We start from the raw sequence: 19892 nt of genomic DNA, 5'->3' as shown, positions 1-19892 counted from the left end.
CACGTGAAGGCTGCCCGGTAGCGCCGACCCATGGTCGGCGAGCGCAGCGGGACTCGAACGGTGCAGGAATCCGCCGAGCGTGGCTCGGCGCTACCCGCCAGTACGCGCAGGGCGCGCCATCACCAACGCAATCGTGCGCCGGCGTACACGCCGAATCCTTCGCCCGGCGTGGAACGGGCCACGTCACGTCCAGCGTCGTCATACCCCGGCGTCACCGTGGCGGCGTAGTGCTTGTCGCCCAGGTTGCGCAGCTCCAGCCACCCCTGCCACCTACCACTCGGGGCATCGAAGCCCACACGGCTGCCGAAGATGACATGGCCGTCCGCGCGGAAGCTGTTCGCGTAGTCAACAAAGGTCTTCGACGCATACTCGGTGTTCACCGCCGCATACAGACCGGACGCGTGGTCGTACCGCAGCTCGGCCTGGTAGTAGTGCCGGGGCAGCCCAGGCAGCCAGTTCTCGCCGAACCGTGCGTCATGCCGGTACCGGAAATCGCTGAACGTGTAGGCCTGCCGCAGTGACATCCGCCCCGTGCTGCCCTGGTACAGGGTGCTGTCCAGCCCGGCTTCCACACCGCGATGCACGGTGGGGCTGGCGTTGTTCTCCGCAATGAACAGGTTCGGGACCGGCGCCACTTCCACGCTCAACAGCTCATGGTTCACGTGCGCGTAGTAGCCGATAAGTTCCCATTGCCCGATGCCCGCCGTGCCACGCGCGCCGAGCTCAAGCGTCGTCGCGGTCTGGTTGTCCAACGCCACCGGCGCACGCTGCCGTCCACTCGATGCGCCATTGCCCGCAGGGAAGAACAGGTTTGATCCCCAGATCATCGACCAAGGATGTGCCGGCTCGACCGAACGGCTGAGATTGCCGAACCACTGGGCGGCCGGCGAGGCCTGCCACGTGAAGCCGAGCCGCGGCGCGTAATCCCAGTCGCGTTCGTTCAAGCGTTCACCGGTGCGTGGCCAGGTGACCTCCACCTCTCGCCGCGTCTGCACCAGCGCCACGCCCGTCTGCACGCTCAGGGCATCGCTCAGCTGCAGCTCATTGCTGACATGCAGCGTGCTGTCGGTGCCGTGATGGGAGAAGTCGCGCGTGTGGGTTCCGGCGGGATAGCCATTGCTGGGGAAGCGCAGCGTCTCGCGCACGTCCGCATCCAGGTCATGGGTGACGCGCAGGCCGATGGTGGTCACGCTGTCACGGCCGAACACTGTGTGGCGGCGGCGGTAATCCAGCGTCGCGTTGAGGTTGGCGTAATCCAACTGCTGCCGGTAGAGGCTTTCGTTCAAGTCCATCGGGTACTTGTGATACACCACGCCAGCCTGCAGCGATGAATCCTCATCCACCTGCAGCGTGGTCATGTTGCCGATCCACGTGCTGCCGGGTTGTGGCCGGCTGGCATCGATGGCCAGGTTGGCTGGGTTGGCCGCGCGCGGGTCGTTGCGGATCTGCGCGCGGGTCAGGCGCCCGGGCGTCTCGTGGTGGGTCTCGCGATAACGCACGAAGAAGCGCGTCTGCAGGTCCGGGGTGATCTGCCAGCCGATGTTGGCCATTGCGCCTTTGCCGTCGCCGGACGCATGCCGCTGGTAACCGTCGAACTGCGTGTCGGTGTAAGCGACGTAGTAATCCAGTGCGTCCTGCACCCCACCGTAGCCGACGCTGCGCTTCTGGTAGCCACGGCTGCCTGCTTCGTAGTGCAGCTCCAGCCCTGGCGCGTCGCGGCCGCTGCGGCTGACGTAGTTGATGGCACCGCCCAATGCCAGCGCGCCACGCTCGAACCCGTTGGCACCGCGCAGCACGTCCACGCGTGAGAGCCACAGCGGTTCCAGCAGTTCGTACGGCGTACCGCCGGCGCCGGTCAGGGGCAGCCCATCCAGTGATACCGAAATGCCCGAGGCATGCGCACCGGGACCGCGATTGATGCCAGATCCGCGGATGGACACCTTCGTGCCTTCGTTCCCCGGTGACTGCGCGGTGATGCCCGGCTGATAGGCGAGCACGTCCGCGGTGCCGACGACCCGGCCCTGCGATACCTTGGCCAGATCCACGACATTGCCGGCGCCCGGCACCCGCGCAAGCGCCTTGCGGGCGGCGTCGGTGGTATCGGCTGCGGTGACATCGACCCGGTCCAGCGTGGTCGGCTGGGCCGCAGTTTCAGCGCGGGCGGGCAGGGCAGCAAGGGCGGTCAGTACCGCAACGGCAAGCACGCAGGGAGGCAGGACAACAGGCGTCATGAGGAGTAAAACCAGCAGCGGAGTGAGGCCGCGGCCGGGCATGAGCCCTGTAAACCGCAGCGAGGCGGCGAAAGTTAACAGGGCGCATGCAGGTTGTCGAGCCCGCGCTGAAGGGGGCGACGGGTATCGGTAGCGCCGAGCCACGCTCGGCGAGCGCAGCGGCAGGGCGTTGACGGCCAGCGGCCGTCACTACCGATCAGATGGCTCAGCCCAGAATGCCCGGCAGGTCCAATCCCTTTTCCTTCGCGCACTCCAGCGCGATCTCATAGCCGGCGTCGGCATGCCGCATCACGCCGGTGGCCGGGTCGTTCCACAGCACGCGGGCGATTCGCTTGGCGGCCGCCTCGGTGCCATCGCAGACGATCACCATGCCGGCATGCTGCGAGAAGCCCATGCCCACGCCGCCACCGTGATGCAGCGATACCCACGTCGCGCCGCTGGCGGTGTTCAACAGGGCGTTGAGCAGCGGCCAGTCCGATACCGCATCGGAGCCGTCCGCCATCGCTTCGGTTTCGCGGTTGGGCGAGGCCACACTGCCCGAATCCAGATGATCGCGGCCGATCACCACCGGCGCCTTCAGCTCGCCACTGGCAACCATTTCATTGAACGCCAGCCCCAGGCGATCGCGATCCCCCAGCCCGACCCAGCAGATACGCGCGGGGAGGCCCTGGAACTTGATCTTCTCGGCGGCCATATCCAGCCAACGGTGCAGATGCGGATTGTCCGGAATCAGTTCCTTTACCTTGGCATCGGTCTTGGCGATGTCTTCCGGATCACCGCTCAGCGCAGCCCAGCGGAACGGGCCGATGCCGCGGCAGAACAACGGACGGATGTAGGCCGGTACGAAGCCGGGGAAATCGAACGCATCTTCAACGCCTTCTTCCAGCGCCATCTGGCGCAGGTTGTTGCCGTAGTCGACGGTCGGGACGCCCAGCGCATGGAAGGCGAGCATGGCGCGGATGTGGTTGGCCATCGATTCGCGTGCGGCTTTCTCCACCGTCTTCGGCGCGGACACACGCTTCTCGTCCCATTCCTCCACGGTCCAGCCCTGCGGCAGATAGCCGTTGACCGGGTCATGTGCGGAGGTCTGGTCGGTCAACAGGTCCGGCTTGACCCCGCGCACCAGCAGTTCGTCCAGCACGTCGGCGACATTGCCGAGCAGGCCGACCGACAGCGGCTTCTTCGCCGTGCACGATTCCTCGATCAACCGCAGCGCTTCATCCAGGTCGTCGGTCCAGGTGTCCAGGTAGCCAGTGCGCAGGCGCATCTCGATGCTGGACCTGCGGCATTCCACCGCCAGGCACGAGGCGCCGGCCATCACCGCAGCCAGCGGCTGTGCCCCGCCCATGCCGCCCAGCCCACCGGTGAACAGCCACTTGCCGGCCAGGCTGCCGTCATAGTGCTGGCGGCCCATCTCCACGAAGGTCTCGTAGGTGCCCTGCACGATGCCCTGCGCGCCGATGTAGATCCAGCTGCCGGCGGTCATTTGGCCGTACATCGCCAGTCCCTTCTTATCCAGTTCGTTGAAGTGGTCCCAGTTGGCCCAGCGCGGTACCAGGTTGGAATTGGCGATCAGCACGCGCGGTGCATCGACGTGGGTGCGGAACACGCCTACCGGCTTGCCGGACTGCACCAGCAGGGTCTGGTCGTCGTCCAGCCGGGTGAGCGCGGCCACGATCGCATCGAAACTTTCCCAGTCACGCGCGGCGCGGCCGATGCCGCCGTACACCACCAGTTCCTGCGGTCGCTCGGCCACATCCGGGTGCAGGTTGTTCATCAGCATCCGCAACGGCGCTTCGGTCAGCCAGCTCTTCGCGGTGAGGGTGGTGCCGGTGGGCGCGATGATGGTGCGGGACGGGTCGTTACGGGTCATGCGGCGCTCCGGGTCGATGCGAATTCAAGGCAGGCGTTCAGTACCTGCGCCAAGGTGTGGCGCAGCGGTGCGGCGTGGTCGTCGTCCAGCGGCGTAGGCCAGCTGTGCGCGTCCAGCGCGGCGGGGGCCGGCTCGTGCATGTAGCCCCGGCAGGCCAGTTCCATCTGCAGGCTGTGCACACCGCCCGGGATGTCGCTGTAGTGACGGGTGATCCAGCCACCCTTGAAGCGGCCGTTGCGCACGTGGGGCATGCCGCTGAGTCGGCAGAAATTCTCCACCACGTCCGACAGCGCGTTGTCGCAGGACGTGTCCACCGCGCCCGACGGACCGGCGGTGCCCAGGTTGAACTGCGGCAGTTCACCGTCGAACAGGTGCGGAATCTGCGATCGGATCGAATGCGCGTCGTACACCACCACGGTGGGGTGGCGCTCGCGCAGGCGCGCGATCTGTGCGCGCAGCGCAGCGTGATAGGGCGCGAAATACGTGTCGCGGCGCCGCGCGATCTCCGCTGCATCCGGCTCCATTCCGTCCGAATACAGGGGCTGATTGTCGAAGGTCGTCAGCGGGCACAGGCCGGTCGTATTCTGGCCCGGATACAACGACACGCCGCTGGGGTCGCGGTTGAGGTCGATCACCGATCGTGAGATCGCCGAACGCACCGTGGTGGCCCCCAGCCCGCGCGCGAAGGCGTAGAGCTCATGCACCCACCAGTCGGCGTCACGTCGCGCCAGCCATGGCGAGACGAAACGGCCGCGCAGGTCGTCGGGCAGCTCACTACCGGTGTGGGGGAAGCTGATCACCAGCGGCGCATCACCTTCATGCACCTCAAGCCAGGACGGATAAGCGTTCATGCAACTGGCTCCACGCTCGGCAGTACCTCGGCGAGTCCAGCAGACAGCGCACCGCTGCGCACCAGGTTCGTTGCCGCCACCATGTCCGGGTGGAAATAGCGGTCGTCTTCCAGCGTCGGCACCTGCGCGCGCAGCAGCACACGCACCGCTTCCAGCGCCCCACTGGACTGCAGCGGGGCATGGAAATCGCAGCCCTGCGCGGCAGCCAGCAGTTCGATACCGACTACATTGGCGGCGTTCTCGGCCATCTGCATCAAGCGGCGTGCGCCATGCGCTGCCATCGACACGTGGTCTTCCTGGTTGGCCGAGGTGGGAATCGAATCCACGCTGGCCGGGTAGGCGCGCTGTTTGTTCTCCGACACCAGCGCGGCGGCGGTGACCTGCGGAATCATGAAGCCGGAGTTCAAGCCAGGACGCGGGGTCAGGAACGCAGGCAGGCCGGACAAGGCAGGGTCGACCAGCATCGCAGTGCGGCGCTCGCTGATCGAGCCGATCTCGCAGATCGCCATCGCCAGCATGTCCGCGGCAAAGGCCACCGGCTCGGCATGGAAGTTGCCACCGCTTAGCGCTTCACCGGTATCGGTGAACACCAGCGGATTGTCCGTCACGCCATTCGCCTCGATTTCCAGCGTCGTGGCGGCCTGGCGGATGATGTCCAGCGCCGCGCCCATTACCTGGGGCTGGCAGCGCAGGCAGTATGGATCCTGCACGCGCACGTCGTTGTCGCGGTGCGATTCGCGGATCGCCGAGCCCTGCATCAGGGTGCGCAGCGCGGCGGCGGTGACGATCTGTCCGCGCTGTCCGCGGATGCTGTGGATGCGCGGATCGAACGGGGTATCAGAGCCCTTGGCCGCTTCCACCGACAGCGCGCCGGTGACCAGTGCAGCCTGGAACACGATCTCGATCTCGAACAGCCCCGCCAGCGCATACGCGGTCGAAAACTGCGTGCCGTTGAGCAGGGCCAGCCCTTCCTTGGCACCCAGCTGCAGCGGCTGCAGGCCCGCCTGCGCCAAGGCCTCGGCGGCCGGCAAGCGAGCGCCCCCCACGAACGCCTCGCCCACGCCGATCATCACGCTGGCCAGGTGCGAAAGCGGCGCCAGATCGCCGGATGCACCGACCGACCCCTGCGCCGGGATCACCGGCACCACGTCGTGCTGCAGCAGCGCTTCAAGCAGCTGCAGGGTCTGCACGCGGATGCCCGATGCGCCCTGCGCCAGGCTGACCAGCTTCAACGCCATCATCAGGCGCACCACCGGCGGCGGCATCGGCTCACCCACACCGGCGGCATGGGACAGCACGATGTTCCGCTGCAGCGTCGCCAGGTCTTCGGGCTCGATGCGCACGCTGGCCAGCTTGCCGAAGCCGGTATTGATGCCATAGACCGGCGCGCCCTTGGCGACGATGGCGTCCACGGTCGCGGCGCTGGCCTGCACGGCCGGCAGGCACGCCGGATCCAGTGCGATGCGTGCGCCGCGATACACCTGCCGCCACTGCGCAAGGGGTACATGGGCGGGGCGAAGGACCAGCGGGGTGTTGCGCGTGTCATCTTGCATTGAAGCGTGCTCCATCAAACAGGGTCGGGCTGCCCGCGCACCACGCGCGCGTGCAGCGGATTGAAGCCGATGCGGTACACCAGGTCGGCCGGCGCGTCGATGTCCCATATCGCCAGGTCGCAGTCCATGCCCACTGCCAGCCGGCCGATGCGATCACCCCGGCCCAGCGCCTGGGCCGCATGCCGGGTGAAGCCGGCAATGCACTCTTCCACCGTCAGCCGGAACAGCGTGGCGCCCATGTTCATCGCCAGCAGCGGGCTGGTGAGTGGTGAGGTGCCGGGATTGCAGTCGGTGGCCAGTGCCAGCGGCACGCCGGCTGCACGCAGCGCCGCGATCGGCGGCAGGGTCGTGTCGCGGGTGAAGTAGAACGCGCCGGGCAACAGCACGGCCACGGTGCCGGCCTCTGCCATGGCGGCGATGCCGGCCGCATCCAGATGTTCGACATGGTCGGCCGACAATGCGCCGTGGCGCGCGGCGAGTTCGGCACCGTGCTGGTTGCTCAGCTGCTCGGCATGGATCTTGATCGCCAGCCCGTGCGCCTCCGCGGCGGCGAATACCTGGCTGGCCTGCGCGGTGGAAAACGCAATGTTCTCGCAGAAGATGTCGACCGCTTCAGCCAGCCCCTCCGCTGCAATGGCCGGGATCATCACGGTGCAGACTTCGTCGATGTATTCCTGCGCCTCACGTCCCGGCGGCACCGCGTGCGCGCCGAGGAAGGTCGGCACGACGTGCACGTTGCACGCTTCCCCCAGTGCGCGTGCAACCTGCAGTTGCTTGCGTTCGTCGTCCAGGGTCAGGCCGTAACCGGATTTGACTTCCAGCGTGGTGATGCCTTCCGCACGCATCGCCAGCAAGCGAGGGCGACTTTGAAGCGCCAGCTCCTGGTGGTCTGCCGCCCGTGTGGCGCGCACCGTGGAGACGATGCCGCCGCCGGCGCGGGCGATGTCGGCATAGCTGACCCCCTGCAGGCGCTGCTCGAACTCGTTGGCGCGGTTGCCGGCGTACACCAGATGGGTGTGGCAGTCGATCAAGCCGGGGGATATCCAGCGGCCTTCGCCGTCGATACGGCGCGTGGGCTGCAGGTGGGCGCCGCTGCCTGCGGGTCCGACATGGAGGATGCGACCCTCATGCGCGGCAAGCTCGCCATCGCGCAGGATGCCCAAGCCGTCGCCGCACAGGGTGATCAGGTGTACGTTGGTCCACAGGGTGTCGCACTGCATGGGCGTCGCTACACGGTTGCGCTGATATGTCTATACAATATAGGCGTCCTTTCCGGGTTGTCCAGCCATGACCGATGCGATGTCTCCGCCTGCCTTCCACGCTGCCCACGCCCTGCTGCCTGATGGCTGGGCGCGCGATGTCAGGTTGCAGGTACGCGACGGATGCATTGCGTCGGTCGACGCGGGTATTCCGGCGCAGCCCAGCGATACGGCGGTGGAGATTCTGGTCCCCGGCCTTCCCAACCTGCACAGCCATGCGTTCCAGCGGGGCATGGCCGGGCTGACGGAGATCGGCGGCGGCGACGGCGACAGCTTCTGGAGCTGGCGCGAGCTGATGTACCGCTTCCTGGCCCGGCTGGTACCCGACGCGGTCGAGGCCATCGCGGCACAGGCGTACATGGAGATGCTGGAGAGCGGGTTCACCCGCGTCGGCGAATTCCATTACCTGCACCACGATGCCGACGGCAACGCGTATGCGGACCCGGCCGAGATGTCCGCGCGTATCGCCGCTGCGGCCGCGCAGACGGGCATCGGCCTGACCTTGCTGCCGGTGTTCTATGCGCATGCGGACTTCGGTGGCGCGGCGCCCAATCCGGCGCAGCGGCGGTTGATCCACGACGTGGACGGGTTCGCGCGATTGCTGGAAGGCGCGCGCGCCGCGTTGGCCTCGCTGCCGGACGCGGTGCTCGGCATGGCCCCGCACAGCCTGCGCGCGGTAACCGGCGATGAGCTGTCCGCGTTGCTGCCGCTGAACGACGGTCCGGTGCACATCCATATCGCCGAGCAGCTGCGCGAGGTCGATGCCTGCGTGGCGTGGAGCGGCGTGCGCCCGGTGCGTTGGCTGTACGAACACGCCGCAGTGGACGCACGCTGGTGCCTGGTGCACGCCACCCATATCGACGAAGACGAGCGCGCACGCATCGTGGCCAGCCAGGCCGTAGCAGGGCTGTGCCCGATCACCGAAGCCAACCTGGGTGATGGGCTGTTCCCGATGCAGGCCTTCGCGCGCGAGGGCGGGCGCTTCGGTGTCGGCTCCGATTCCAATGTGCTGATCGATGCGGCCGAGGAACTGCGCCTGCTGGAATACGGGCAGCGCCTGAGCCTGCGCGGGCGCAACGTGATTGCACCCGATGCGTCGCGTAGCTCGGGACGGTTCCTGTTCGACGGCGCGGTTGCCGGGGGAGCACAGGCCCTCGGCGTAGCCGCCGGGCTGCAGGTGGGCGCAAGCGCGGACCTGCTGGAACTGGATGCAGCGCACCCGGCCCTGGTGGGCCGCAGCGGCGACGCCTTGCTTGACAGCTGGGTGTTTGCCGCACGTAATGGCGCGCTTCGCACGGTGTGGCGACACGGTCGCCCGTGCGTGTCCGGTGGGCGCCATCATCAGCGCGATGCCATCACCGCCCGCTTTGCCCAGGCCCTGCGCGGCGTGCTGGGCTGATTTCCCTACCTCAAGAGACATCCGTGAAGGCCAGCAAGTCCGCCACGCTCAATCAGCGCATCCGCAGCGAACTGGAAGGCCGCATCCTGAGTGGTGAGTGGGCGCCCGGTTTCCGCATCCCGTACGAACACGAGCTGATGGAACAGTACGGCTGCTCGCGGATGACGGTGAACAAGGTGCTGACCGCGCTGGCGGAGAGCGGCATGATCGAGCGCCGGCGTCGCGCCGGTTCGTTCGTGGCCAGGCAGTCACCGCACCTGGAGCAGGTCGCGCTGGAGATTCCGGATATCGCGATGCAGGTCAGCGCGATGGGTCATGCCTACGCGTATCGGCTGCTGCGGCGGCAACTGCGTACCGCGCACGAAGGGGATGCGGGCGAGGCCGAATTGGCAGGTACCGCGCGATTGCTGGCGATGGACTGCCTGCACCTGGCGGATGGTCGGCCGCTGGCGCTGGAGCATCGCCTGATCAGCCCGACCGGTGTGCCGGAAGTGCTGGAAGTGGATTTCGCGGTGACGGCGCCGGGCAGCTGGTTGCTGCAGAACGTGTCCTGGACGCGCGCACAGCACCGCATCAGCGCATGGGGGGCGGACGCTGCCACGGCCAAGCTGCTGGACGTCAAGGCAGGCACAGCGTGTCTGGTGATCGAGCGGCATACGTGGCGCGGTGAGCAGGCCATTACCCGCGTGCGGCAGATATTCCTGGGCGATGCCTGGGACCTGGTGGCCCGCTTCGCACCGGGAAACCGGTGAATGGGTGAGGGCGGGTAGTGACGGCCGCTGGCCGTCAAACGCCGGGTTCGGGCATTCCGCCGAGCGTGGCTCGGCGCTACAGACATCGCGCGGATAGGGACGGCCGCGGGCCGTCAATCGCGTGATCCAGGCATTAAAGCGTGGTGCACTGCCGCCAGCGCACGGGCTCGTCCACGCCGGGACGGGCGTTGAGCTGTACGCGTACGTTGCGCAGGGCGGGGTAGCGCATCACTTCCTCGCAGATGCGGGGCCACACCTCGTCGATCTCCGCGGTGCGGTTCACCGCCAGGGTCTGCCGGGTCTGCCAGATGCCGCTTGCCACGCCGGGCAGGCGGCCCAAGGCGCGCGACAGCTCCTGCTGGTAGCGATCCAGCGTTGCGGTATCCGGATTGATCTCCTGGCCCGCCGGTTCGCGACCCGGGGCATCGGCGGGCGCTGTCGGAGCAGCCGCCGCAGGCGCCACGGCAGGGGCGGCTTCCGCACGGGGTGCCGCTGTGGTCGACTCCACCACCGGTGCCTCGCTGTGCACCGTCTGGTAGCCCACGCCCACCAGCAGCCCCAATGTGCTTGAGGCCAGCGCGGCAATCATGATCCGGCGCAACGCTTCGTGCCGCGCGGCATTCTTCACGCCCGATTCGATATCGCCCGGCAGGTACGGTGACAGCAACGGCCACAGGCGCCGACCGTCCAGCACTTCCACGGACTGCTTTTCAGCAATCGCCTGGCCGTCGCCGTCCACCAGCCCTTCAGTGATCAGGATCCCGCCGCGTGCACCGGCAAGGCGGGCGGCGGCGCCCAGCTCGTTGATGGCGGCCGTGCCGATGCGGTAGGCCAAGCCGTGCTTGCACGACACCAGCCACTGGTTGGCACCCTCGGCCATCAGGAAGTCGCTGCGCGGTTCGCGGCTGTCGTCCTCATGGCGTCGCATCTCTTCCAGCCCGCGTCGCTCACGCAGGGCGCGCTTGACCAGTTCAGAGAAATCGCGCCAGTGCATGCCGGCCAGGGCCTGCAGCCCGAGACTCATTTCCTTGCGCCGCCGTTTCACCAGCCACAGGTAGGCGGTGGCGAGCAGGAAACAGGTGAGGGCCAGCAGCAGGGCCAATATCCAGGAGAACATGCAGGCGGGAACGCTGACGGCAGAGGGGGGCGGACAGTGTAAAGGTCCTGCGTGCCCATCGCGTCAGGGCCACCCTGACACAGCATCAGCCAAGCCAGGTGCCAGACATGAAAAACCCGCCATTACCTGAAGCCGTGAGGGGAGGGACAAACGGCGGTAACAGCGGGTTGGGGTGATTCTGTTCCAGCAGCCTGCTGCTTTGCAACAAAGCAGCAGGAACGCTGTGTTTCCCGCAGCAACTCCAATCAGGGCGTGCTGCCCGGCGACTGGTGGCTGCCCGGGGTGGGGTCGCCGCTGGCGGTGCTGGCAGTGCGGCTTTCCAAGCGGTTGAGACGGGTGGTCAAGGCATCGATGCGCGCATTGAGCGTTGCCACGTCTTCCGCGTTCGGCACGTGCAGACGCTTCAGCACACCGTGCACGCGGTCTTCGAAGGCTTTCTCGACCTTGTCCCAGGTGCCGGATGCTTTCTCACGTGCCTGGCCCAGATGCTCTTCCACGTTGTCGCGCCAACCCGGGCCGTCTTCGGTGGATTTCTCGCGGCGGCGGTTTTCGAACGCTTCGCCTTCCTTCACCAGGCCATCGAAGAAGCGGTTGCCTTCCGCCTGTGCGCGGCCCAACGCGCCGAGACCGGCCAGCCAGACCTGCTGGGCCGAATCACTGAGGCGTCGGGAAACGCGCTCGGCCTGATCCTGGAAGGACGCCTTGTCCTGCGCGTCGTTGCGGGGGTCGTGCTCGTCGTACTGGTTCATGGGGTCTCCTGCATGGACGGATGCAGGAGTCAGCCTAGCGCTGCGAATGCTGGGGCGGCGTGATGGCCGCCCGCCCGGTCGATCCGTGATTCAGCCGGGCGTTGGCTCAGCCCAGCTTTTCCTGCAGCACGCGCTGGATCTCACTTTCCACCATGCCCTTCATCGCTGACAGCAGGAAGCCCAGCTTGGCCGTCACCCGCACGGCGCTGGCCTGCAGCTCGATGGCACCGTCCACGCCGCTGCCGGAGAAATCCAGCACATCGCCGCGCCAGTTCGACTGCACGCCGAACCGCTCGGTGAGTTTGGCCGCCACGTCCTCGATGGCCTGGCGCGCAGCGGGCGCGGGCAGGGCGTGGGCGTGGACGATATCGATGCTGGACATGGCGGTTCCTTGCGAATGCTGGTGGTGTTTGACCGTGCATTGTGCGCATGGCGACAGCAAACGCCAACTGACAAGGTTCTTCTGCGAATGTCAGCCACCTGCTAGGCTGCGCCGCATGCCTAATCTGCACGTCCATTACAGCCAGAACCCGCAGCCCGACCAGCCCTTGTTGCCGGGGGTGCAGAAAATAGTGCGCCAGGCCAACGGCAGCATCAAACTGGTGGAAGGCAGCCAAGGCAGCCTGTTGCTGGCCCAGCTCAGCCTGGACCAGCGCGGCCTGTGGCTGCAGGTGGCTGCCGGGGTGCGCGGGCTTCATGTCAACGGCCGTCCGGTGCGGCGCATGGCGCTGCTGCGTGCCGGCGACGCGGTGTATGTGGAAGGGGTGGAGTTGTTGATCGTGGGTGAGGTGGACACACCGGTGATCGCCCCGTCGGCACAGGCCGCACACCCGTCCGACGAACCGCGCCTGCTGCGAGGCGTCGGCGGACCGCACCACGGCCGCGGCTTTCCGCTGGATCGCCCGCTGGTGGTGGGGCGCAGCGCCGACGCAGATATCCAGATCGACGAGCCGGCCTTCGCCGATCAGCATGCGCGCGTGGAGAGTCACGGCGAACGCATCCTGCTGCGCGACCTCGGCACCGGCGAAGGCAGCCGGGTGAACGGCGTGGCCGTGCGGCATTGCTGGCTGCAGGGCGGCGACCAGGTGGTGTTCGATGGCCAGCATCGTTTCGTGCTGGAGCTGCCGGATGATCCGCGCCAGCGACCGCAGCCGATGGACGAGTACACGTACAGCGAGCCGGATGAAGCCGCGACGGATCTGGCACCGCGCCGCGTCCGGCGTTGGCCGTGGTTGTTGGTGAGCGCGCTGCTGCTGGCGGGTGTGCTGAGCCTGCTGCTGTGGTTCGGCGCGCGCTGAGAGATGGCCGCTGCGCTCGCCGAGCGTGGCTCGGCGCTACCGATGTATCCGGGCGCGCGCCGATGGATACCGATGCAACCAAATTTCCCTTGAACGGCCGCCTCTAAAGGCTGGTGCGCTGCGGCATACTAGGGGTCTTGCCTCACAGGTGTGACATGACCCGCGCGTACAACTTCAGTGCCGGCCCTGCAGCGTTGCCGGAAGTGGTCCTGCGCCAGGCGCAGGAAGAGATGCTGGAATGGCATGGTGCTGGCGCCTCCATCGTGGAGATGAGCCATCGCGGACCGGAGTTCATGGCCGTGGCCGCCGCTGCCGAAGCCGATCTGCGGCAACTGCTCAGCGTGCCGGACGACTACGCCGTACTGTTCCTGCCCGGTGGTGCCACCACCCAGCAGGCGCTGATTCCGCTCAATTTCGCCAGCGCCGGCCAACGCGCCGATTATGTGCTGACCGGTCATTGGGGCAATACCGCGGTCAAGCAGGCCTCGCCGTACGTGTCGCCGGTCATCGTCGCCAGCAGCCAGGCCGACGGATTCCGTGACATCCCGGCGCGTGCCGGATGGCAGCTGTCCGACGATGCGGCTTACGTGCATATCACCGCCAATGAAACCATCCACGGCGTGGAGTTCCGCGACACGCCCGATACCGGTGGCGTGCCGCTGGTGGCCGATTTCAGTTCGTCCATCGCCAGCGAGCCGCTGGATATCAGCCGCTACGGCGTGATCTATGCCGGCGCGCAGAAGAATCTCGGCCCGGTGGGTATTGCGGTGGTGATCATCCGCCGCGACCTGCTGGAACGCAGCGGGCAATCGCGCGCCGACATTTTTGATTACCGCTCGCACGCCGCGCGCGACTCCATGCTCAATACCCCACCGACCTGGAACTGGTACCTGGCCGGGCTGGTGTTCAAGTGGATGCTGGCCGAGGGCGGCGTGGTCGAATTCGCCAAGCGCAACGCGGCCAAGGCGGCGCTGGTGTACGCGGCGATCGATGCGTCCGGCGGGTTTTACCGCAACGAGGTCGCCGTCGCCGCGCGCTCGCGGATGAATATCCCGTTCTTCCTGCCCACTGCCGAGTTGGATGCGCGATTTGTCGCCGATGCCAAGGCGGCGGGACTGCTCGCCTTGAAAGGCCACAAGGCCGTGGGCGGCATCCGTGCCTCGCTGTACAACGCCATGCCCGTCGCCGGCGCCGAAGCGCTGGTCGCCTTCATGGCGGACTTCCAGCAACGTCACGGTTGAGTCGCTTCACTGTCCATCCCCGGCGCGCGCTGACTGCGCGCCCTGCATCAAGGAACACAGATGGCTAGCAAACCTGCCAAGCCGGCTGCCGCCAAGGCCGCCAAGGCCAAGCCCACCGCGCCGGGCAAGCCGAACGCCGCCTCGAAAGCCAAGGCCGCGAAGGTCGAAGCACCCGCATCCGCACCCCCGGTGCTGGCCGATGTGCGCGGCAAGATCGACCAGATCGACCGTGACATCCAGTCGCTGATCGCCGAGCGCGCCCGTTTCGCCCATCAGGTGGGCAAGGCCAAGGGCAAGCTCGCCGCGGCCGTGGATTACTACCGCCCCGAACGCGAAGCCCAGGTGCTGCGCATGGTGGTGGACCGCAACGAAGGCCCGCTCAGCGATGAGCTGCTGGTGCATGTCTACCGCGAGATCATGTCGGCCTGCCTGGCCCAGCAGGAGCCGCTGAAGATCGGTTATCTCGGTCCGGAAGGCACCTTCAGCCAGCAGGCTGTGCTCAAGCATTTCGGGCGCTCGGCGCTGGGCCTGCCGATGGGCAGCATCGAAGAAGTGTTCCAGGAAGTGGAAGCAGGCAACGCCGATTTCGGCGTGGTGCCGGTGGAAAACTCGGGGCAGGGCACCATCCAGATCACCCTGGACATGTTCCTGACCTCCAACCTGAAAATCTGTGGCGAAGCCGAACTACGCGTGCAGCAGTTCATCATGTCGCGCAGTGGCCGACTGGACGACATCGAGCGCATCTACGCGCATCCGCAGTCCTTCATGCAGACCTCGGCTTGGCTGCGTGCCAACCTGCCGAAAGCGGAGAAGATCCCGGTATCGAGCAACGCGGAAGGCGCACGTCGCGCGCGGAACGCCGATGATGCGGCGGCGATCGGCGGCGAGAACGCCGGCCACGTGTACAACCTGAAAAAGGTCGTCACCAAGCCGATCCAGAACGACGCCGACAACACCACGCGCTTCCTGGTGATCGGCCGCAACATCTTCCCGACGTCCGGCCATGACCGCACCTCGGTGCTGGTGTTCATCCATGACAAGCCCGGCGCGCTGTTCGACGTGCTCAGCCCGTTCGCGCGCCATGGCATCAGCATGAACCGCATCGAGTCGCGGCCCTCGCACCACGGCAAGTGGGAGTACGGCTTCTTCATCGATCTGGCGGGGCACATCGACGATGAGCCGATGCAGGCCGCACTGGCCGAGCTGGAAGCGCATGCCGCACAGATCAAGGTGCTGGGCTCGTACCCGGTCGCCGTGCCCTGAGTTCATTCCTGCGGGGCCGCCCATGCGCCCCGCACCCAGTTCCATCGCCGCACGGCGGCGCTGACGGAAGCAGCAGACGATGAGCAACACGCAGCATTGGATCGCCCGCAAGGGCCAGCCCCTGCAGGGCAGCCTGGTCATTCCCGGCGACAAATCGGTGTCCCACCGCGCGGTGATGTTCGCCGCGCTGGCCGACGGCACCTCCACCATCGATGGCTTCCTGGAAGGCGAAGATACCCGTGCGACCGCGCGCATCTTCAGCCAGATGGGCGCACGCATGGAAACGCCATCGCCGTCGCGGCGCGTGGTGCATGGCGTGGGCATTGACGGCCTGCAGGCCCCAGTGGGCGAGCTGGATTGCGGCAATGCCGGCACCGGCATGCGGCTGATCGCCGGCGTGCTGGCCGGGCAGGCGTTCGACAGTGTGCTGGTCGGCGATGAATCCTTGTCGCGTCGCCCGATGCGCCGCATCACCGGCCCGCTTGCGCAGATGGGTGCCCAGATCGATACGCAGGAGGACGGCACGCCGCCCCTGCACGTGCGCGGTGGCCAGGCGCTGCACGGCGTCGACTTCGCCTCGCCGGTGGCCAGCGCGCAGGTCAAATCCGCTGTGCTGTTGGCCGGGTTGTATGCCAGCGGCGAAACGTCCGTGGTGGAACCCCATCCGACGCGCGATTACACCGAGCGCATGCTCGCCGCTTTCGGCGTGGACATCGAGTACTCGCCGGGCAAGGCCCGCCTGCGCGGTGGCCAGCGCCTGCGTGCGACCGACATCGTGGTGCCGGCCGATTTTTCGTCGGCCGCGTTCTTCCTGGTCGCCGCGAGCATCATCCCCGGTTCCGAACTGCGACTGCAGCAGGTGGGTTTGAATCCGCGCCGCACCGGGCTGCTGCATGCGCTGCGCCTGATGGGCGCGGACATCCGTGAAGAGAATCCGGCCGAGCAGGGCGGGGAACCGGTCGCCGATCTGGTGGTGCGCTACGCACCGCTGAAGGGCACGCAGATTCCCGAGGCCCTGGTGCCGGACATGATCGACGAGTTCCCGGCGCTGTTCGTGGCCGCCGCCGCAGCGGAAGGCAACACCGTGGTGACCGGCGCGGCCGAACTGCGGGTGAAGGAATCCGACCGTCTGGCCGCCATGGCGACCGGCCTGCGTACGCTGGGTGTGCAGGTGGATGAGACCGAAGACGGCGCCACGATCCATGGTGGCGCCACGCTGGGCAGCGGCACGATTGAAAGCCACGGCGACCACCGCATCGCGATGTCCTTCGCCATTGCCGGGCAGTTGAGCAACGGGGAGGTGCGGATCAACGATGTGGCCAATGTGGCGACCTCGTTCCCCGGGTTTGATGCGCTGGCGGGTGGTGCGGGGTTCGGGTTGGCGTGAGGGCAAAGACGGCCGCTGGCCGTTCCCGGAATTGAAAATGCCGACCCGCTGGGTCGGCATTTTCGTTTCACGTCACGCGATGTTGCTTAACGCTGAGTACGGAAGTCCACCGGCACGTTGACCACGCTGGCAACGGCACGGCCATTCTGCATGGCCGGCTCGAACTTCCAACCGCGCACGGTGCTCAGCACGGCGCGGTCGAGGTCGCGATCACGCTGGCCGGTACGCGACACGATGCTCGCATCGGTGACGGCACCCGTCGGCGCTACCTTCAAGCTCGCCACCACGCTGCCCTGCACGCCATTACGCAGCGCAGTGGTCGGGTAAGTCGGCTTGGCATTGCTGGTCAGCGGACGCGCCTCGCGATTGCGTACGGCGGGGGCCGCGCGCTGCTGTGTGGCAGGGGCTGCGGCACGCGGGCGCTCGGCTGGCGCGGTGGCCACGGGGGCATTGGTGGCGGGCAGCATGCGCTCGCCGATCGGCGCTGGCGCCACTTCGGTGTCCGCCATCCGCAACCACACCAAGGCCGCCGCAAACATCGCCACGATCAACGCCATCCACAACAGCGGTGAGGGGCGACGGCGTTCTACTGCGAGGTCACCATCGGCCTGGTGACGCGACGAAGCGGGCATATCGGGAGCATGGGTCGCACTCATGGTGATTCTCCTGCACTGTCGTTTCCGACGTCGCCCCGAGTCTTGCGCGGTCGGCATGGCGTGTGCGTAAGCATCGCGTCAACGCGGTGCATGGAGTTCAGGTTCGGGTATCGGCACCGTTCAGCGATGCAGACGGGTTGTGATCAACGACCCGGCGTGAAATCGAACGGCACTTCGACACTGCCCGTCACCGGCTGGCCATTGCTCACCGCAGGGGTGAACTTCCAGCGGCGCACCGCTTCCATGGCGGCGCGATCCAGATCGCGCGAACCGCTGCGCTGCACCAGGGTCACGCCATACGCGCGGCCGGTGGCATCCACATCCACGCGCACCACGACGGAACCGGCGTCGCCGCGGCGCAGGGCAGCGGGCGGATAGGTCGGCGGCGGCGACTGGCCCGGGATCGGCATCGGGCGGTCATTGGCCGGGGCACCTGCGGTAGCCGGGGCAGTGCCCGGTGCCGGAACGCCTTCGCTCATTGCCGGCGGTGCAGGCGTGGTCTCGACCAACTGCGGTACTTCTTCCGACGGCGGGGCAGGGCGCGCCTCGGGCATGTCACTGGACCCGGCCGCAGCGGCCAAGGGCTCCGGCAACGGCTCGACTTCCGCCACTTCCTGCGGCGTCTTCGCTGCCGGTTCGGCCTGGAAGAAGCCCTTGTCGCGGCTTGCCAGCCAGACCGCCACGAAGAGCAACAGCCCGACGGCAAACGCGATGCCGGCGATTTTCAGGCTGTTGCGCGGAATCTGCAGGGTGATCGACTTGCCGGACGTAGAACGGGTAGCAGGCATGACTGAAACCGTGAAGGGACCAGGCGATTCTGGCACAGCCCCGATGAACCGGCGGCAGAAATCCGCATAACAAGCGATAATCGGCTTCCTGATCCACAAACGACCTTCCGCCATGCTCGATCCAGCCCTGCTTCGCCAACAGCCCGCCGACCTCGCCGAACGCCTGCGCACCAGTCGCGGCTTCGAGCTCGACGTGTCTGCACTGGAGTCGCTGGAAAGCGACCGCAAGCGCATCCAAGTGCGCACGCAGGAGCTGCAGAGCCTGCGCAACAGCCGTTCCAAGGCGATCGGCCAGGCCAAGGCGAAGGGCGAAGACGTGTCGGCGATCATGGCCGAAGTGGCCGCGTTCGCAGATGAGCTGAAGGCATCGGAAGTGACCCTGGACGAACTGCGCGAGAAGATCGACGCGATCGCGATGATGATCCCGAACATTCCCTCTGAGGACGTGCCAGCCGGCGCCGACGAGAGTGACAACGTGGAGCAGTCCCGTTGGGGCACCCCGCGCCAGTTTGATTTCAAGGTGCTCGACCACGTAGAACTGGGTGCCCGCAACAAGTGGCTGGACGGCGAGACCGCGGCCAAGTTGTCCGGCTCCCGCTTCACCGTGCTGCGCGGCCCGATCGCGCGCCTGCATCGCGCCCTGGCCCAGTTCATGCTCGACCTGCACAGCGGCGAGCACGAATACCAGGAAACCAACGTGCCGGTGATCGTCAACGCCGACAGCCTGTACGGCACCGGCCAGTTGCCGAAGTTCGAAGAGGATATGTTCATCACCCATCTGGGTGAGCAGAAGCGGTACCTGATCTCGACCTCGGAAATCTCGCTGACCAACATCGTGCGCGACGAAATCGTCGACCCCGATCGCCTGCCGCTGCGCATGACCGCCCACTCGCTGTGTTTCCGTTCCGAAGCCGGCAGCGGTGGCCGCGACGTGCGCGGCATGATCCGCCAGCACCAGTTCGAGAAAGTGGAACTGGTCACCGCCTGCCGCCCGGAGGACAGCGATGCCGAGCACCAGCGCATGACCCGCTGCGCCGAAGTGGTGCTGGAAAAGCTGGGCCTGCCGTACCGCAAGGTGCTGCTGTGCACCGGCGACATGGGCTTCAGCGCGGTAAAGACGTACGACCTGGAAGTGTGGCTGCCCTCACAGGACACCTACCGCGAGATCTCCTCGTGCTCCAACACCGGCGACTTCCAAGCCCGCCGCATGCAGGCCCGCTGGCGCAACCCCACCACCGGCAAGCCCGAGCTGCTGCACACGCTCAACGGCTCCGGCGTGGCCGTCGGCCGCGCCATGATCGCCGTGATGGAGAACTTCCAGAACGAAGACGGCAGCATCACCGTCCCCGACGTCCTGCGCCCCTACATGGGCGGCCTGGAAACCATCGCCTGACCGACCAACCGGGTAGAGCCGGCTTCAGCCGGCTGCCCTTCGCACCACACCATGGTGCAACGACGGCCCCCGGCCGTCCAAT

At 67.0% G+C, this 19892-nt stretch carries 17 protein-coding genes; 7 read left to right on the top strand and 10 right to left on the bottom strand.

The window, feature by feature from the left end; genetic code table 11:
* Window positions 1-119 precede the first annotated feature (119 nt).
* From IFT65_RS02745 to hutI, 5 genes are all read right to left on the bottom strand, one after another.
* Complete coding sequence (locus IFT65_RS02745; RefSeq protein ID WP_192079952.1) at window positions 120-2231, bottom strand: TonB-dependent receptor; 2112 nt, start codon at window positions 2229-2231, stop codon at window positions 120-122.
* A 205-nt stretch (window positions 2232-2436) separates the two neighbouring features.
* Complete coding sequence (gene hutU, locus IFT65_RS02740) at window positions 2437-4104, bottom strand: urocanate hydratase (RefSeq protein WP_188326953.1); 1668 nt, start codon at window positions 4102-4104, stop codon at window positions 2437-2439.
* Window positions 4101-4955 (bottom strand): N-formylglutamate deformylase, encoded by an 855-nt coding sequence (hutG, locus tag IFT65_RS02735; RefSeq protein WP_192079950.1) that lies wholly within the window; start codon window positions 4953-4955, stop codon window positions 4101-4103. Before hutG ends, hutU begins: the two co-directional genes overlap by 4 nt.
* Window positions 4952-6508, bottom strand: coding sequence for a histidine ammonia-lyase (gene hutH, locus IFT65_RS02730; protein ID WP_192079948.1), 1557 nt, complete (start codon window positions 6506-6508; stop codon window positions 4952-4954). Before hutH ends, hutG begins: the two co-directional genes overlap by 4 nt.
* Window positions 6509-6522: 14 nt before the next feature.
* Window positions 6523-7728 carry an imidazolonepropionase gene (gene hutI, locus IFT65_RS02725; RefSeq protein WP_192079946.1) on the bottom strand — a complete coding sequence of 402 codons (1206 nt, stop codon included), beginning with the start codon at window positions 7726-7728 and terminating at the stop codon, window positions 6523-6525.
* Between the two features lie 67 nt (window positions 7729-7795).
* Between hutI and IFT65_RS02720 the strand changes: the two genes are divergently transcribed.
* Window positions 7796-9166 (top strand): formimidoylglutamate deiminase, encoded by a 1371-nt coding sequence (locus IFT65_RS02720; protein ID WP_192079944.1) that lies wholly within the window; start codon window positions 7796-7798, stop codon window positions 9164-9166.
* Between the two features lie 23 nt (window positions 9167-9189).
* Entirely contained in the window at window positions 9190-9918 is a 729-nt protein-coding gene (gene hutC / locus IFT65_RS02715) for a histidine utilization repressor (protein ID WP_188326958.1), read from the top strand.
* A 133-nt stretch (window positions 9919-10051) separates the two neighbouring features.
* Here hutC and IFT65_RS02710 read toward each other — a convergent pair whose 3' ends face one another.
* The 3 genes from IFT65_RS02710 to IFT65_RS02700 form a co-directional block, all read right to left on the bottom strand.
* Window positions 10052-11035, bottom strand: coding sequence for a restriction endonuclease (locus IFT65_RS02710; RefSeq protein WP_192079942.1), 984 nt, complete (start codon window positions 11033-11035; stop codon window positions 10052-10054).
* Between the two features lie 245 nt (window positions 11036-11280).
* Entirely contained in the window at window positions 11281-11784 is a 504-nt protein-coding gene (locus IFT65_RS02705; protein ID WP_188326960.1) for a phasin family protein, read from the bottom strand.
* Between the two features lie 106 nt (window positions 11785-11890).
* On the bottom strand, window positions 11891-12166 hold the full coding sequence (locus tag IFT65_RS02700; protein ID WP_188326961.1) for a polyhydroxyalkanoic acid system family protein: 276 nt from the start codon (window positions 12164-12166) through the stop codon (window positions 11891-11893).
* Window positions 12167-12281: 115 nt separating this feature from the next.
* Here IFT65_RS02700 and IFT65_RS02695 point away from each other — a divergent pair, with 115 nt between their 5' ends.
* The 4 genes from IFT65_RS02695 (at window position 12282) to aroA (ending at window position 16973) form a co-directional block, all read left to right on the top strand.
* Window positions 12282-13082, top strand: coding sequence for an FHA domain-containing protein (locus IFT65_RS02695; protein WP_188326962.1), 801 nt, complete (start codon window positions 12282-12284; stop codon window positions 13080-13082).
* A 155-nt stretch (window positions 13083-13237) separates the two neighbouring features.
* The gene (gene serC, locus IFT65_RS02690) at window positions 13238-14323 is read left to right on the top strand and encodes a 3-phosphoserine/phosphohydroxythreonine transaminase (RefSeq protein ID WP_188326963.1); all 1086 of its coding nucleotides are present in this window, start codon (window positions 13238-13240) and stop codon (window positions 14321-14323) included.
* Between the two features lie 60 nt (window positions 14324-14383).
* Complete coding sequence (gene pheA, locus IFT65_RS02685) at window positions 14384-15586, top strand: prephenate dehydratase (RefSeq protein ID WP_192079940.1); 1203 nt, start codon at window positions 14384-14386, stop codon at window positions 15584-15586.
* Window positions 15587-15665: 79 nt separating this feature from the next.
* Window positions 15666-16973 carry a 3-phosphoshikimate 1-carboxyvinyltransferase gene (gene aroA / locus IFT65_RS02680; protein ID WP_192079938.1) on the top strand — a complete coding sequence of 436 codons (1308 nt, stop codon included), beginning with the start codon at window positions 15666-15668 and terminating at the stop codon, window positions 16971-16973.
* A gap of 86 nt (window positions 16974-17059) precedes the next feature.
* Here the strand turns inward: aroA and IFT65_RS02675 are convergent, their stop codons facing one another.
* Window positions 17060-17605: an energy transducer TonB gene (locus IFT65_RS02675; protein ID WP_249405023.1), complete on the bottom strand. Its 546-nt coding sequence runs from the start codon at window positions 17603-17605 to the stop codon at window positions 17060-17062.
* 167 nt (window positions 17606-17772) lie between these two features.
* Complete coding sequence (locus IFT65_RS02670; protein ID WP_192079934.1) at window positions 17773-18417, bottom strand: energy transducer TonB; 645 nt, start codon at window positions 18415-18417, stop codon at window positions 17773-17775.
* A gap of 112 nt (window positions 18418-18529) precedes the next feature.
* Between IFT65_RS02670 and serS the strand changes: the two genes are divergently transcribed.
* The gene (serS, locus tag IFT65_RS02665; protein ID WP_192079932.1) at window positions 18530-19810 is read left to right on the top strand and encodes a serine--tRNA ligase; all 1281 of its coding nucleotides are present in this window, start codon (window positions 18530-18532) and stop codon (window positions 19808-19810) included.
* Window positions 19811-19892 lie beyond the last annotated feature (82 nt).

This window comes from Stenotrophomonas sp. CFBP 13725 (assembly GCF_014841935.1).
Lineage (GTDB): Bacteria > Pseudomonadota > Gammaproteobacteria > Xanthomonadales > Xanthomonadaceae > Stenotrophomonas.
The sequence above is the reverse complement of the archived record's forward strand: the minus strand, read 5'-3'. Positions and strand labels throughout refer to the sequence as shown.